The 14,354-nt window shown below is 64.8% G+C and carries 13 protein-coding genes and 1 pseudogene; 8 read left to right on the forward strand and 6 right to left on the reverse strand.

Annotation, left to right across the window (positions count from 1 at the left end; translation table 11 throughout):
• Positions 1-86: 86 nt before the first annotated feature.
• The 3 genes from O7A05_RS19675 (at position 87) to O7A05_RS19685 (ending at position 3,919) form a co-directional block, all read left to right on the forward strand.
• The gene (locus O7A05_RS19675; protein ID WP_337094648.1) at positions 87-1,091 is read left to right on the forward strand and encodes an iron ABC transporter substrate-binding protein; all 1,005 of its coding nucleotides are present in this window, start codon (positions 87-89) and stop codon (positions 1,089-1,091) included.
• A 174-nt stretch (positions 1,092-1,265) separates the two neighbouring features.
• Positions 1,266-2,840, forward strand: coding sequence for an ABC transporter permease (locus O7A05_RS19680; protein ID WP_337094649.1), 1,575 nt, complete (start codon positions 1,266-1,268; stop codon positions 2,838-2,840).
• A complete protein-coding gene (locus O7A05_RS19685; protein ID WP_337094650.1) occupies positions 2,837-3,919 on the forward strand; it encodes an ABC transporter ATP-binding protein in 1,083 nt (360 codons plus the stop codon). Before O7A05_RS19680 ends, O7A05_RS19685 begins: the two co-directional genes overlap by 4 nt.
• Positions 3,920-4,070: 151 nt before the next feature.
• Here O7A05_RS19685 and O7A05_RS19690 read toward each other — a convergent pair whose 3' ends face one another.
• The 5 genes and pseudogenes from O7A05_RS19690 to O7A05_RS19710 all read right to left on the reverse strand — a co-directional run bounded on the left by O7A05_RS19690 (position 4,071) and on the right by O7A05_RS19710 (position 9,284).
• The gene (locus O7A05_RS19690) at positions 4,071-4,868 is read right to left on the reverse strand and encodes a phosphodiesterase (protein ID WP_337094651.1); all 798 of its coding nucleotides are present in this window, start codon (positions 4,866-4,868) and stop codon (positions 4,071-4,073) included.
• 42 nt (positions 4,869-4,910) lie between these two features.
• Positions 4,911-6,009, reverse strand: a pseudogene (gene ugpC, locus O7A05_RS19695) (sn-glycerol-3-phosphate ABC transporter ATP-binding protein UgpC).
• A 10-nt stretch (positions 6,010-6,019) separates the two neighbouring features.
• A complete protein-coding gene (locus O7A05_RS19700; RefSeq protein ID WP_337094652.1) occupies positions 6,020-6,934 on the reverse strand; it encodes an ABC transporter permease subunit in 915 nt (304 codons plus the stop codon).
• 8 nt (positions 6,935-6,942) lie between these two features.
• A complete protein-coding gene (locus O7A05_RS19705) occupies positions 6,943-7,827 on the reverse strand; it encodes a carbohydrate ABC transporter permease (RefSeq protein ID WP_337094653.1) in 885 nt (294 codons plus the stop codon).
• A gap of 104 nt (positions 7,828-7,931) precedes the next feature.
• Complete coding sequence (locus O7A05_RS19710; RefSeq protein ID WP_337094654.1) at positions 7,932-9,284, reverse strand: extracellular solute-binding protein; 1,353 nt, start codon at positions 9,282-9,284, stop codon at positions 7,932-7,934.
• A 240-nt stretch (positions 9,285-9,524) separates the two neighbouring features.
• On the opposite strand from O7A05_RS19710, the gene O7A05_RS19715 reads away from it, so the two are divergent.
• Positions 9,525-9,923, forward strand: coding sequence for a hypothetical protein (locus tag O7A05_RS19715; RefSeq protein ID WP_337094655.1), 399 nt, complete (start codon positions 9,525-9,527; stop codon positions 9,921-9,923).
• The gene (locus O7A05_RS19720; protein ID WP_337094656.1) at positions 9,898-10,566 is read left to right on the forward strand and encodes a hypothetical protein; all 669 of its coding nucleotides are present in this window, start codon (positions 9,898-9,900) and stop codon (positions 10,564-10,566) included. Before O7A05_RS19715 ends, O7A05_RS19720 begins: the two co-directional genes overlap by 26 nt.
• 9 nt (positions 10,567-10,575) lie before the next feature.
• On the opposite strand, the gene tlpA is transcribed toward O7A05_RS19720, so the two are convergent.
• Entirely contained in the window at positions 10,576-11,259 is a 684-nt protein-coding gene (gene tlpA, locus O7A05_RS19725) for a thiol:disulfide interchange protein TlpA (RefSeq protein WP_337094657.1), read from the reverse strand.
• Positions 11,260-11,292: 33 nt separating this feature from the next.
• On the opposite strand from tlpA, the gene argH reads away from it, so the two are divergent.
• The 3 genes from argH (at position 11,293) to lysA (ending at position 14,351) form a co-directional block, all read left to right on the forward strand.
• Positions 11,293-12,693, forward strand: a complete 1,401-nt coding sequence (gene argH / locus O7A05_RS19730) for an argininosuccinate lyase (protein WP_337094658.1) — start codon at positions 11,293-11,295, stop codon at positions 12,691-12,693.
• Between the two features lie 128 nt (positions 12,694-12,821).
• Entirely contained in the window at positions 12,822-13,028 is a 207-nt protein-coding gene (locus O7A05_RS19735; protein ID WP_040989264.1) for a lipoprotein, read from the forward strand.
• A 54-nt stretch (positions 13,029-13,082) separates the two neighbouring features.
• Positions 13,083-14,351 carry a diaminopimelate decarboxylase gene (gene lysA / locus O7A05_RS19740; RefSeq protein WP_337094659.1) on the forward strand — a complete coding sequence of 423 codons (1,269 nt, stop codon included), beginning with the start codon at positions 13,083-13,085 and terminating at the stop codon, positions 14,349-14,351.
• Positions 14,352-14,354 lie beyond the last annotated feature (3 nt).

Consider the following 14,354-nt stretch of genomic DNA (forward strand, 5'->3'; position numbering starts at 1 on the left):
AGGGTCACAATGTTGACTGCAACACTCATGTATTGATAGGTGCAGCCGTGCCCGAACCCTTGTCTCCAGTTTTAAGGACGATGCCCATGAAAATTGCCCTTTCCACGCTTGCCGGCGCCGCGCTGGCGCTCGGCCTGATCGCCGGCCCGGCCATGGCCGAGGATCAAGGCATCATCGTCTACAATGCCCAGCATGAGAGCCTGGCCAAGGAATGGGCGAAGGGGTTCACCAAGGAAACCGGCATCAAGGTGACGCTGCGCAATGGCGGCGACAGCGACTTCTCCAACCAGATCGTCGCCGAGGGCGCGGCCTCGCCGGCCGACGTGTTCCTGACCGAGAACTCACCAGCCATGGCGCTGGTCGAGGCGGCGGGCCTGTTCGCGCCGGTCGATGCCGAGACCCTCGCCCAGGTCCCGCAGGAATACCAGCCGTCGACTGGCAAATGGGTCGGCGTCGCCGCCCGCAGCACCGTCTTTGCCTACAACAAGAACAAGCTGAAGGAAGACCAACTGCCCAAGTCGCTGCTCGATCTCGCCGACCCGAGCTGGAAGGGCCGCTGGGCTGCCTCGCCGTCCGGCGCCGACTTCCAGGCCATCGTCAGCGCACTGCTCGACCTCAAGGGCGAAGCCGCCACCGCCGACTGGCTGAAGGCGATGAAGGAGAACTTCACCGCCTACAAGGGCAACTCAACGGTGATGAAGGCCGTCAATGCCGGCGAGATCGATGGCGGCATGATCTACCACTATTATTATTTCGGCGATCAGGCCAAGACCGGCGAAAACAGCCGGAATGTCGCCCTGAATTATTTCAAGAACCAGGATCCGGGCGCCTTCGTGTCGATCTCCGGCGGTGGCGTGCTGGCGTCGAGCAAGCACCCGAAGGAAGCCCAGGCGTTCCTGAAGTGGGTGACCGGCAAGGGCGGCCAGGACGTGCTGAAGACCGGAACGTCCTATGAATATGCGGTCGGCAAGGATGCCCAGTCCAACCCGAAGCTGGTGCCCCTGGCCGATCTGCAGGCGCCGAAAGTCGATCCGGCGAGATTGAATTCCAAGAAGGTCATCGAGCTGATGACGCAAGCCGGCTTGCTTTAGTTCGCGTTCGTCCTAAAAGGGCGACGACCGTGCTCCCGCGGCAATTCGCCTTCCGCGGGAGCGTTTTTGTTTGGAGATCGCCTCGTCGATGACAGTCGACTGCGCTTCGACCCGCCTGAGTGGCACATCGCACCGCTTCCGCCGGCAGGCGGAGGCGACCCAGCGGCCTGCCTGATGCAGTCGGCGATCGACATGACGCCGGCAAGACCGCCTGCGGCCCGGATGAAGGAGCGCCGGTCCACGTCTTGGATCACGGTCGCAGCGGCTCTCATCTCGCTCGTTGCGCTGCTGCCGCTCGCCTTCATCGTCTGGGTCGCGATCCAGACCGGCTGGGACACCGTGGTGGCGCTGATCTTCCGCCCGCGCGTCGGCGAATTGCTGGTCAACACCGTGCTCCTCGTCGTCGTCACAGTGCCGATCGCCATCGTGCTCTCTGTGGCGCTGGCCTGGCTGACAGAGCGCAGCGATCTGCCGGGCAACCGCTGGTGGTCCTGGCTGTCGGTCGCGCCGCTCGCTATCCCCGCTTTCGTGCACTCCTATGCCTGGATCAGCTTCGTTCCGGGCCTGCACGGGCTCTGGGCCGGCGTGCTGGTCTCCGTCATCGCCTATTTCCCGTTCCTCTATCTGCCGATCGCCGCCGCGCTGCGCCGGCTCGATCCAGCGCTGGAAGATGCGGCCGCGGCGCTTGGCCTCGGCCCATGGCGGGTTTTCGCGCGGGTCGTGCTGCCGCAGCTGAGGCTCGCCATCTGCGGCGGCTCGCTGCTGGTCGGCCTGCATCTCTTGGCCGAATACGGCCTCTATGTCTTCATCCGTTTCGACACGTTCACCACCGCGATCGTCGACCAGTTCCAGTCGACCTTCAACGGTCCGGCCGCCAACATGCTGGCCGCAGTGCTGGTGGTCTGCTGCCTTTTCCTGCTCGCCCTCGAGGTGATGATTCGCGGCGAGGAGCGCTATGCCCGCGTCGGTTCCGGCGCCGCGCGCAAGCAGCAGCGTGCTCGCCTCGGCCGCGCCACCCTGCCATGCCTGCTTTTGCCGGCCGGCGTCGCGCTGCTGTCGCTCGGCGTGCCCTTCGTCACCGTAAGCCGCTGGCTGCTCGCCGGCGGCACGGAAGTCTGGCGTTGGGACGAGATCGGCCTGGCGCTCGGCCAAACGCTGTTCCTCGCCATTGCCGGCGCGGTGCTTGCAACGCTGGCCGCCATGCCGATGGCCTGGATTTCGATCCGCGCGCCAGGGCCGCTGCAGCGCCTGCTCGAGAGCTGCAACTATATCGTCGGCGCGCTGCCGGGGGTGGTCACCGCGCTGGCGCTGGTGACGATCACCGTGCGCGTCGCGCTGCCGCTCTACCAGACGCTGTTCACCATCCTGTTCGGTTATGCGCTGATGTTCCTGCCGCGCGCGCTGGTCAGCCTGCGCGCCTCGATCGCGCAGGCGCCGGTGGAGCTGGAGCGTGCCGCTTCCAGCCTCGGCCGGTCGCCGGTCAAGGCGCTGTGGTCGACGACCGTTCGCCTGTCGGCGCCGGGTGCCGCGGCCGGCATGGCCATGGTGGCGCTCGGCATCACCAACGAGCTCACCGCCACCCAGATGCTGGCTCCCAACGGCACCCGCACGCTGGCGATGGCTTTCTGGTCCTATAGCGGCGAGATCGACTACGCCTCCGCCGCCCCTTACGCGCTGATCATGGTGGCGATGTCGCTGCCGATGACCTGGTGGCTCTACATCCAGTCGAAGCGGATGGCCGGACGATGAGCTTTCTCGAACTCAGCGACGTCGCGAAAAGCTACGGCCCGGTGACGGCGCTCGCCGGCGTCGACTTGGCTGTCGAAAGCGGCAGCCGCACCGCGATCGTCGGGCCGTCCGGCTGCGGCAAGACCACCTTGCTCAGGCTGATCGCCGGCTTCGAGGCGCCGGACCGCGGCCGCATCACGCTCGACGGCAAGGTGCTGGCCAATGGCGGCGCCGCCGTGCCGGCGCATCGCCGCGGCATCGGCGTGGTCGCCCAGGATGGCGCCCTCTTCCCGCATCTCAGCATCGCCGACAATATCGGTTTCGGCATGGCCCGTAGCGAAGACAGGCGCAACGAGCGCATCGTCGAGCTCGCCTACATCGTCGGATTGGACAAGGCGGTCCTGAAGCGCCGGCCGCACGAGCTGTCCGGCGGTCAGCAGCAGCGCGTCGCGCTTGCCCGCGCCATGGCGATGAAGCCGAGGCTGATGCTGCTCGACGAGCCGTTCTCGGCCCTTGATACCGGGCTTCGCGCCTCGATGCGCAAGGCGGTGGCCGAGCTTCTGGAAGAGGCGGGCATCACCACCATCCTGGTCACCCACGACCAGGCCGAGGCGCTGTCCTTCGCCAGCCAGGTGGCGGTGATGCGTGACGGCCTGTTCTCGCAGGTCGGCACGCCGCGCGAGCTCTATTTCCAGCCCAGGGACAGGATGGTCGCCGAGTTCCTCGGCGACGCCATCATCCTGCCGGCGAAAATCGCCAACGGCTTCGCTATGTCGCCGCTCGGCCGCATCGCGGTCGACACAAAGGAACGACGCGATGTCGCGCGCATCATGCTGCGACCCGAGCAAATCCTCCTCAAGCGGACCTCGCGCGAGGGCATGTCGGGCACGCCAGACATGCTGTTCGGCGAAGTGACGGACTGCGAGTTCGCCGGCTCGGTCTGCACCGTCGGGGTGCGGCTGCTCAACAGCCCCGATCCGCCCGATGCGGCTGCCATCGGCAACACCCCGCTCATCCTGCGCAAGACAGGCATGGACGCGCCAGCGGTCGGCGAGATCGTGCGCCTCACCGTCACCGGCAAGGCGCATGTGTTTGCTTAGGTCCGGGTTGAGGCGTGTCGGGATTCAGGTCAGGCCGAGCCGAAAACGGCGGGTTCCGAGAACCGGAGCGGAGCGTACTTGAAGTACGTGAGCACCGGAAGCGCAGGAAACCGCCGTTTGCAGGCCGGCCTCACCTGAATATCGACATGCCTCAGCGCACGCGCTGCCCAGTTGCCGGCGACCACAGCGGCCAGCTCTCCAGGAAATCGTGGCTGTGGATGACGACGCGCTGGCCCTCGATCAGGATGATCGAATAGGCGGGCGGTGCCTGCTCGACAACCTCGTCGCCGATGAGATCGAGCATGAAGCGGGCATGCAGGCCGCGCTGCGCCGAAAACGGAATGCCCGCGACGGTGCCGGCTATGTCGCGATGGACATGGCCGAAGAAGATGTAGCGGACATTGCCGTGGCGCGTCAGCACATCGATCAGCCGCTGCGGCTGTTCGAGGCCGAGCGGGTCGAGCAGCGTGAGCCCGAGCTCGACCGGCGGGTGGTGCAGGAAGACATAGGCCGCCTTGCCTGCCGCTTCGCCCAGCCGCGCGTCGAGCCAGGCAAGCCGGTTGTCGCACAACTCGCCGGTGACGCGGCCTTCCGCCAGGCTGTCGAGGAAAACCAAGCGCGCTTCCGGCGTGTCGAAAACCGACTGCACGAAACCGTTGCCGTCGGTTCCGTTCTCGGGAAAGGCGGCGATGAGGTTGGCGCGCCGGTCGTGGTTTCCGGGCAGCAGCCTGTAAGGCACCGTGAGCCGGCTCAGCGCCGCCTTCAGGTCGGCATAGGCTTGCGCCTCGCCGGCATCCGTCAGGTCGCCGGTGAAGATGCAAAGCGCCGCGTCGCCATGACGAGCATTGATATGGTCGATGCAGCGGTCGAGCCGCTCATGCAGATCGGCGCCGTAGCGGATTTCACTCCGACGGCCGAGATGGACGTCGGTCACCTGGATGATCTTCATTCCGTGAACCCTCAATCGAATTTCGCGAAGTCGCCAACCGCCTTACAGCGCCGGCTCAGGCACCGAGGCCTTGAACACGTCCAGCCTGCCGCCTGTCTCCGAGGAGAAGAAATGCAGGTCTGCTTCGGCGAACTGCAGGCCGATCGTGCTGCCTGGTTCGGGGTGGACGGTCTCGGATGTCACCACGGAGAACGGCGCGCCGTCGAGATCGACATAGACGACGCGGCCGGCGCCCAGTTCCTCGATAAGGTCGACGGTCGCCGCGAGCGCTCCGGGCGCGCCCGGCGCCACCATGCGCACCGCCTCCGGCCGGATGCCGACAGCGACTTTCGCGCCGACCGGCAGGCCTGTGCGCGACACGTTGAGCTTGCGGCTGTCGCCGAGCAGCGACAGCCCGTCCAGCGTGACCGTGCCTTCGAGTATGTTCATCGCCGGGGCGCCGACGAAAGTCGCCACGAAGCGGCTGGCCGGCCGGCTGTAGACTTCCGCCGGCGTGCCGACCTGCTCGACGCGGCCGCCATTCATCACCACCAGCCGGTCAGCCAGCGTCATCGCCTCGACCTGGTCATGCGTGACGAAGACCGAGGTGGCGCTGAGGCGCCGGTGCAGCTTGCGGATCTCGGAGCGCATCTGCACGCGCAGCTTGGCATCGAGGTTTGAGAGCGGCTCGTCGAAGAGGAAGACCTTGGGCTCGCGGATCATGGCGCGGCCCATGGCAACACGCTGGCGCTGGCCGCCGGAGAGCGCCATCGGCTTGCGGTCGAGCAGGTGCTCCAGCTCCAGGACGCGCGCCACCGCCTGGACACGCCGGGCGCGTTCGGCCGACGGAACGCCGGCCACCTTCAGCGAATAGCCGATGTTCTGCGCCACGCTCATATGCGGGTAGAGCGCGTAGTTCTGGAACACCATGGCGCAGCCGCGCTCGCGCGGCTCGAGCTTGTTGACCACCGTGCCGTCGATCGCGATCGTGCCGTCGGAAATCTTCCAGTCCCGCGATCATCCTGAGCAGCGTAGACTTGCCGCAGCCCGACGGTCCGAGGATGACGACGAATTCGCCCGAGGCGAAGTCAAGATCGACGCCGTGCACGACCTGCGTCTTGGCGTAGTTCTTCTTGACGCCGCGAATGGTGATGGAGGCCATTTTTGTCTCCCTATTTTTCGGTGGCGATCAGGCCGCGCACGAACCAGCGCTGCATCAGGACCACGACGATCAGCGGCGGCAGCATGACGATCAGCGTGCCGGCCATGGCGATATGCCATTCCGGCGCCCCGCCGACATTGGGAATGAGCTGCTTCAGCTCGGTCACGGCCATCGCATGCGACTGGTCCGTGGTGATGAGCAACGGCCACAGATACTGGTTCCAGGCCCACAGGAACATGATGGTGCCGAGCGCCGCCATGTTGTTGCGCGACAGCGGCAGAAGGATATCGACGAAGAAGCGCAGCGCGCCGGCGCCGTCCATGCGCGCGGCCTCGGTCAATTCGTCAGGCACGGTCAGGAAGAACTGGCGGTAGAGGAACGTGCCGGTGGCGGTGGCGACCAGCGGCAGGATCAGGCCGCTGTAGGAATTGAGCAGTCCCAGGCTGAGCTGGACCTGAACCCCCGATATCTTCTGGATCAGCCAGGAAAGCCCCGTCAGGTCCATGATCGTCTGATAGGGCTCCAGCACGTTGGCGACCACCGCGTAGGTCGGGACGATGCGCACTTCGAGCGGCAGCATCAGCGTGATGAAGATCAGCCAGAAGATCAGCGTGCGGCCGGGATAGCGGAAATAGACGATCGAGAAGGCCGTCAGCGCCGACACGATTACTTTGCCGGCGGCGACGCCGAACGCCATGATGAAGGAGTTGAGCAGCTTCGGGCCGAGATCGGCCGTCGTCCACGCCGTCTTGATGTTGACCCAGAAATCGCTGCCCGGCAGCAGCGACATCGGCACGTCGTTGACGTCCTTCAGATTGTGCGAGGCGGCGATCGCTACGATGACGAACGGCGCCACGCAAAATACGAAGCCGGCAAACAGGATCAGATGCGTGAAGAAATTGAGGATCGGGGTGCGCTCGACCATGGCCCGCCTCAACGGTAATGCACGCGCCGCTCGATGAAGCGGAACTGGACGATGGTCAGTGCGACGATGAGCAGCATCAGGATGATGCTCTGTGCGGCGGCGCCCGAATAATCGAGGCCTTTGAAGCCGTCGGAATAAATCTTGTAGACCATCAGATTGGTGGCGTTGGCCGGTCCGCCTGCGGTCATGATGTCGACGATGCCGAAGGAGTCCTGAAAGCTCTCGGTGATATTGATGACCAGCAGGAAGAAGATGGTCGGCGTGATCAGCGGGAACTGGATGTCCCAGAAGCGCCGGATGACGCCGGAGCCGTCCATGGCGGCCGCCTCGATCAGCGAACGCGGGATCGCCTGGAAGGCGGCGAGGAAGAAGATGAAATTATAGCCGACATATTTCCAGGAAAAGGCGATGATGATCGAGGCCATCGCGTCGGCGCCGTCGAGGCCCGGGTCCCAGAAGCCCGGCCAGACCCGGTTGACGACGGCCAGGAAGCCGGCTTCCGGCGCCAGGATGAAACGAAATGCCAGCGCCAGAGCGGGCGCGGCGATGCCGTAGGGCCAGATCAGCACCACGCGATACAGCCATGAGCCGGCAAGCTGCCGGTCGGTCAAGGCGGCGAGCACCAGCGCGATGACCATCGCAAGGCCCGTGCTGATGCCGGCGAAGATCATGCTGGCGGTGATGGAATTCCAGTAGTCGGCATTGGCGAGGATCGAACGGAAATTGTCGAGCCCGACCCAGATATTGCCGCCGCCCCAGGGCTGCTGCAGCGTCAGCGACCAGTAAACCGCCTGGCCGGCCGGCCAGTAGAAGAAGGTGAAGATCAGAAGAAGCTGCGGCACCGCGAACAGGATGCCGATCGTCCATCTGCCGAAAGTGACGCGTTTTTCCATCGATCCGCCGATGCCGTTGAACCGTCAGCCCACCTTCACGGTAAACCTAGATGTGAAATGGCCGCCCGTCGATTCCCGACGGGCGGCCGTTCCGCTATCCGGGATCAGGGCAGGGTCTTACCCGGATAGGTCTGCTGGAAGCGCTCTAGGATCGCGTCGCCATTCTTGACCAGAGTGTCGAGGCCTTGCTGGACGCTGACCTTGTTGGCGAAGATCGCCTGCATCTGCGTGCCGAACTCGGCGCGGATCTGGGTGAAGTTGCCGAGGCGGATGCCGCGGGTGATCTCGGTCGGCTCCGACGCAGTCAGGCTTTCGATGGCTACTTCACGGCCCTTGTAAGGCGCCTTGTCGTAGAAGCCGTTTGACTTCATGAAATCGAAGCCCGACTTGGTCACCGGAATGTAGCCGGTGTTGGTCGACCAGAACAAAGCGGTCTTGGGATCGTGGATGAAGTTGAGGAAAGCGGCCGCGCCCTTGTATTCGGCGTCCGACTTGCCGGACAGCACCCACAGCGAAGCGCCGCCGACCAGCGAGTTCTTGCGCTCGGTGCCGGCATAGACCGGCAGCTCGGCGACATCCCACTTCATGCCTTCCTTCTGGGTGCGGCCGACCGTGCCATGGTCGCCGACTGAGGTGAGGATGAGCTGGCAGGTGCCGGTGGCGAAGGCCTGCACCATATCCTGGCCGAGATCCTTCGACTTGATCTTGACCAGGCCTGCGTCATACCACTTCTTCAAGTCGGTGACGTACTGGACGAACTTGGTCTTGTTGACTTCCAGACGCGCGTCGAGACCGTCATAGCCATTGTTCTTGGTGGCGATCGGCTGGTTGTGCAGCGCCGAGAACTGCTCCATCAGCTGCCAGCTTTCATTGGCCGAGATGTTGATCGCCATCGGGCAATCATAGCCGGCGTCCTTCAGCGCCTTGAGGTCGGCGCCGACATCTTCCCAGGTCTTCGGCGCCTCGGTCTTGCCGATCTTGGCGAAGGCGTCCTTGTTCCAGTACATCAGCGCCGTTGACGAGTTGAACGGGAAGGACAGCATCTCGCCCTTCGAGGTTGCGTAATAGCGGGCGATGCCGGGGAAATAGTCGCTGTAGTCGATCTTGTAGCCGTTCTCTTCCATCAGCTTGTCGGCGGGCTTATAGGCGCCCGACAGCATCATGGTGGCGGTGCCGACGTCATAGACCTGGACGACGGTGGGCTGCTTGCCGGCACGGAAGGCGGCGATCGTGTTCTGCAGCGTGGCGTCGTAATTGCCCTGGCTGGTGCAGACGACCTGGTAGTCCTTCTGGGAATCGTTGAAGTTCTTGCACAGCGTGTCGACGACGCGGGCGAGGTCGCCCGAAAGACCGAACCAGAAATCGAATTTGACCGGCTCGGCAATAGCAGGAACCGCAAGCGCGGTGCTGAGCGCGCCGGCGGCAAGGGCAGCGAAGCCCCGCTTGATGATCGTCATGGTTTTCCCTCTTGAGTGGCAGTGTGACAAGGGTTTTGCGCAAGTCCTTGCCCGCTCTCATAGAGAAGGTATGTGACAGTTCTGTTGTGGGCCCGAAGCCCCTGTGGACAGCCAGTCTCTCCTCCCCTGGCAGCGGTCGCACCGGCATGAAAACGTCACATCGGCGCTCTAGAGAGCTAGGGCGCCGCCAAGCGGCGAAAAGACCTCCGTGATTAACCGGCTAACTGGATGAGAAGAGAGATGCTGGTCCCGCAGCTCACGCACGTGCCTGTCGCCGTCCGCAACGCCATGCGGGACGGACCGCGCGACAGCGCCACCCATCTGCGCCACGCTGCCGCCGTTCCCGCCCTCGGCGAGATCGAGATCGGCGGCAAGGCGTCGCGCGAGAGCGCCGGCGAGAGCCTGACCGTCATGGCGTGGAACGTCGAGCGCCTGCGTCATGTCGATGCCATCGCCGCTACGATAGCCGGCCAGGCGCCGCACGTCGTGCTGCTGTCCGAAGTCGACAAGGGCATGGCGCGCTCGGGCAACGGCCATCTCTTGAGCCGGCTTGCCGATCGTTTAGGCCACTCCTACGCCTATGGCGTCGAGTTCCTCGAACTCGGCACCGGCAATGAGGCCGAGCAGGCGGCAAGATAGGGGCGCCGAGAACATTGAGGGCTTCCACGGCAACGCCGTAACCAGCGCCGTCCCGCTGCTGCGGCCCTTCCTCGTTCGGCTGGACGCCGCCGGCGCCTGGTTTCTGCCGGAGCACGGCCAACCGCGGATCGGCGGCCGCATGGCGATTGGCGGCCAGGTAATGGTGGGCGAGCGTCGGCTCACCGTCGTTTCGGTGCATCTCGAGAACCGCACCGCGCCAGCCGGCCGCGCCGACCAGACGCGCCACCTGCTCGACGCCATCGACAGATATGACGCGGAAGCGCCGGTCCTGATCGGCGGCGGTTTCAACACGCTGACCGCAACCTATGAAGAGCGCCACGCCGATCCGGCCGCATGGCAGGCCCGCATCGATGCCGAACCGGACCGGCTGATGTGCCCCGATCGCCACGAGCCCCTCTTCGCCATCATGGCCGAACGCGGCTACGACTGGCGCGACGCCAATGCGTTCGACAAGCCGACGCAGCGGCGCGCGGCAGGCGACGCCACACCTGCCGGTCACATCGACTGGTTCTTCACCCGCGGCCTTTCGGCAAGCGCGCCGGCGACGCTGCCGGCGGTGTTGCCGGACGGCAGTCCGAGCGCCGACCACGAGGCGCTGGTGGTTACGGTCAGGGTAAGATAGCGGTCGCGATCAGGGTTCGAGGGCCGCTTCCACCAGCCGCTTGGCGTCGGGGCTCGACCATTCGGCCGGGCCGTTCATATGCGCGATCAGGCAACCATCCGCGTCGATCAGCATGGTCACGGGAAGCCCTAGCGCCAGTCCGCGCGTCTTTGCCTCGTTGAACAGCGCGATCGTCGGGTCCCGATAGAAGCCGAGCGTCTCGACGCCGATCTCGTTGAGGAACTTCTTCGGCTTCGTATCGTCGCCGGTGTCGACATTGACCGCGATCACCTCGAAGGCATTGCTGCCCTTCTCCTTCTGCAGCGCGTCGAGCGCCGGCATCTCGGCGCGGCACGGCGCGCACCATGTGGCCCAGAGATTGAGCAGCACGGTCTTGCCGGCATGGTCGGCGATTGTCATCGGCTTGCCGTCGGGGCCGTTGAAGGCAAGGCTCTTCAGCGATTGCGGCGGGTCGGCCGGCTGCAGCGCCGCGACCTGGCCGACGGCCTTTGCGGCGACAGTCTTGGCCCGGGCGGCCTTCGCCGCGCAAGCGGCATCGTCCTTGCCGGCGGCCGCGGCGACCTTCTCGGGAGCATTGTTGCCAGAACCGCTCTCGCTGACATATACCGCGACCGCGCCGGCCAGCACGCCCGCCAGCAAAGCGGCGAGGATGAGGCGTGTAGCCGGAAAAAAGAATCTCTTGCCGTCTGCCATTTTCAAAACTGCTCCGGAGCACGGGTTATAGCGATGAGCGACAAGAAGGCCAGCAACCAGATGTGGGGCGGACGTTTTGCCTCGGGTCCGGCCGCGATCATGGAAGCGATCAACGCGTCGATCGGCTTCGACCGCAAGCTCTATGCGCAGGACATAAGCGGATCGATCGCCCATAGCGAGATGTTGGCGCAAACGGGCATTATTTCGGCCGCCGATCAAGAAAAAATCGCTCACGGGCTGAACACGATCCTGAAAGAGATCGAGGCAGGCACGTTCGAATTCTCGACGAAGCTCGAAGACATCCACATGAATGTCGAGGCCCGCCTTGCCGACCTGATCGGCCCGGCGGCGGGACGCCTGCACACCGCCCGCTCGCGCAACGACCAGGTGGCGGTCGATCTCCGGCTCTGGGTCAAGCAGGAATGCCAGCGCGTCGCCCGGGCATTGAAGGACCTGATCGCCGCGTTCCTGCAACGCGCCGAGGAGCATGCGACGACCGTCATGCCCGGCTTCACCCATATGCAGGCGGCGCAGCCGGTGACCTTTGGCCACCATTGCATGGCCTATGTCGAGATGTTCGGCCGCGACCTCTCGCGCGTCCACGACGCCATCGATCGCATGGATGAAAGCCCGTTGGGCGCGGCGGCCCTTGCCGGCACCAGCTTCGGCATCGACCGCCACATGACGGCGAAGGCGCTGGGTTTCCGCGAGCCGACGCGCAATTCGCTGGACAGCGTCTCGGACCGCGATTTCGCGCTCGAGTTCCTGAGCCTCGCCGCGATCTGCGCGACGCACCTCTCCAGGCTCGCCGAGGAGATCATCATCTGGTCGACGCCGCAATTCGGCTTCATCCGCCTGTCGGATTCATTCTCCACCGGCTCCTCGATCATGCCGCAGAAGAAGAACCCGGACGCCGCCGAGCTGGTGCGCGGCAAGACCGGCCGCGTCAACGGCCATCTCGTCGGCCTGCTGACCGTGATGAAGGGCATGCCGCTGACCTATGGCAAGGACATGCAGGAGGACAAGGAAGCGGTCTTCGACGCCGCCGAGACGCTCGACCTGATGCTGGCGGCGACCGCCGGCATGGTGCGCGATATGACCGTCAACGCCGCCGCCATGAAGAAGGCCGCAGGCGCCGGGCACGCCACCGCGACCGACCTTGCCGACTGGCTGGTGCGCAATCTGGGCCTGCCCTTCCGTGAGGCGCATCACGTCACCGGCCGCGCCGTGGCGCTCGCCGAGGAGAAGAAGGTCGGGCTGGAGAAGCTCTCGCTGGACGACCTGCGCTCCATCCACTCCGGCATCACCGACGACATCTTCTCGGTGCTTGCCGTGCAGAATTCGGTGAAGAGCCGCACAAGCTTCGGCGGCACCGCGCCATCGGAAGTGCGAAAGCAGGTCCGCTACTGGAAAAAGCGGCTCGCCAAGGCTTAATGCATGTCGCCCAGAAGTGTGCAGCGGTCTGGGATAACGACATGCACCAAAACAAATGCCGGGATGCAAAGCGCTGAAAACTCGGCTAAAAGCGGCGGCACAAGAAACAGTTTCGAACGGATGGATCGATGACCCGTAGCAGGATTTTGGTGACGCTGGCGCTGCTGGCGGCGGTTGTCACCGTCACCGCCTGCGGCAGGAAGACCGGCCTCGACACGCCCTATGAAGCGGCGGTGCAGGCGCGCAAGGATGCGGAAAAAGCCAAGCAGCCAGTGCCGCCCGAGCCGGAAAAACCGGTCAAGGACAGGAAATTCATCCTCGATCCCCTGCTCTGAGCCGGTGAGATCGACCCGATCTCATCGAGCTTCAACTTTCCGGAACCAACACCCGTGAACCATTTCGATTACCGCGACGGCGTTCTTCATGCCGAGGACGTCGCCATTCCCGACATCGCAGCCGAGGTCGGCACACCCTTCTATTGCTATTCGACGGCGACGCTGACCCGGCATTTCCGCGTCTTCAAGGAGGCCTTCGCCGGCCTCGACGCGCTGGTCTGCTACGCCATGAAGGCGAATTCCAACCAGGCCGTGCTGAGGACGCTGGCCAGGCAGGGCGCCGGCGCCGACGTGGTCTCCGAAGGCGAATTGCGCCGCGCTTTGGCCGCCGGCATCCCGGCCGACAAGATCCTGTTTTCAGGCGTCGGCAAGACCGCGCGGGAAATGGACTTTGCCCTCAATGCCGGCATTCTCTGCTTCAACGTCGAATCCGAGCCTGAGCTCGAGCTTTTGTCGGCTCGCGCCGTGGCGCTCGGCAAGGTGGCGCCTGTCTCGCTGCGCATCAATCCGGATGTCGATGCCCGGACCCACAAGAAGATCTCGACCGGCAAGGCCGAGAACAAGTTCGGCATTCCCTGGCAGCGCGCGCGGCAGGTCTATGCGCGTGCCGCGCAACTGCCGGGCATCAAGGTGACCGGCATCGACACCCATATCGGCAGCCAGATCACCGAATTGCAGCCTTTCGACGACGCCTTTGCGCTGCTCGTCGAACTGGTCGGAGCGCTGCGCGCCGACGGACATGCGATCGAGCATGTCGATCTCGGCGGCGGCCTCGGCATTCCCTACCGCGTTGACAACAGTCCGCCGCCGCTGCCCGACGCCTATGCCGAGATCGTCAGGAAGCACGTCACCAGGCTTGGCCTGAAGGTGATGTTCGAGCCCGGCCGCCTGATCGTCGGCAATGCCGGCATCCTGGTGTCTGAGGTCATCTATGTGAAGGAAGGCGACGCGAAGAACTTCCTCGTCGTCGACGCCGCCATGAACGACCTGATCCGGCCGACGCTCTATGACGCCTTCCACGACATCAGGCCGGTGGTGCAGCCGCCCGCGTCCACGCCGCGCATGAAGGTCGACGTCGTCGGCCCGGTCTGCGAGACGGGCGATTTCATCGGTCTCGACCGCGACTTACCAAAGCTGAAGGCGGGCGACCTGATCGCCGTTTCGACAGCCGGCGCCTATGGCGCGGTGCAGGCCGGCACCTACAACACCAGGCTTCTGGTGCCGGAGGTGCTGGTCGACGGCGACCGCTTCCATGTCGTGCGGCCGCGCCAGACCTATGACGACCTGATTGGATTGGATTCGGTCCCCGACTGGCTGAAGTAGCTG

This window comes from Mesorhizobium argentiipisi (SeqCode) (assembly GCF_037179585.1).
Classification (GTDB): Bacteria; Pseudomonadota; Alphaproteobacteria; order Rhizobiales; family Rhizobiaceae; genus Mesorhizobium; species Mesorhizobium argentiipisi.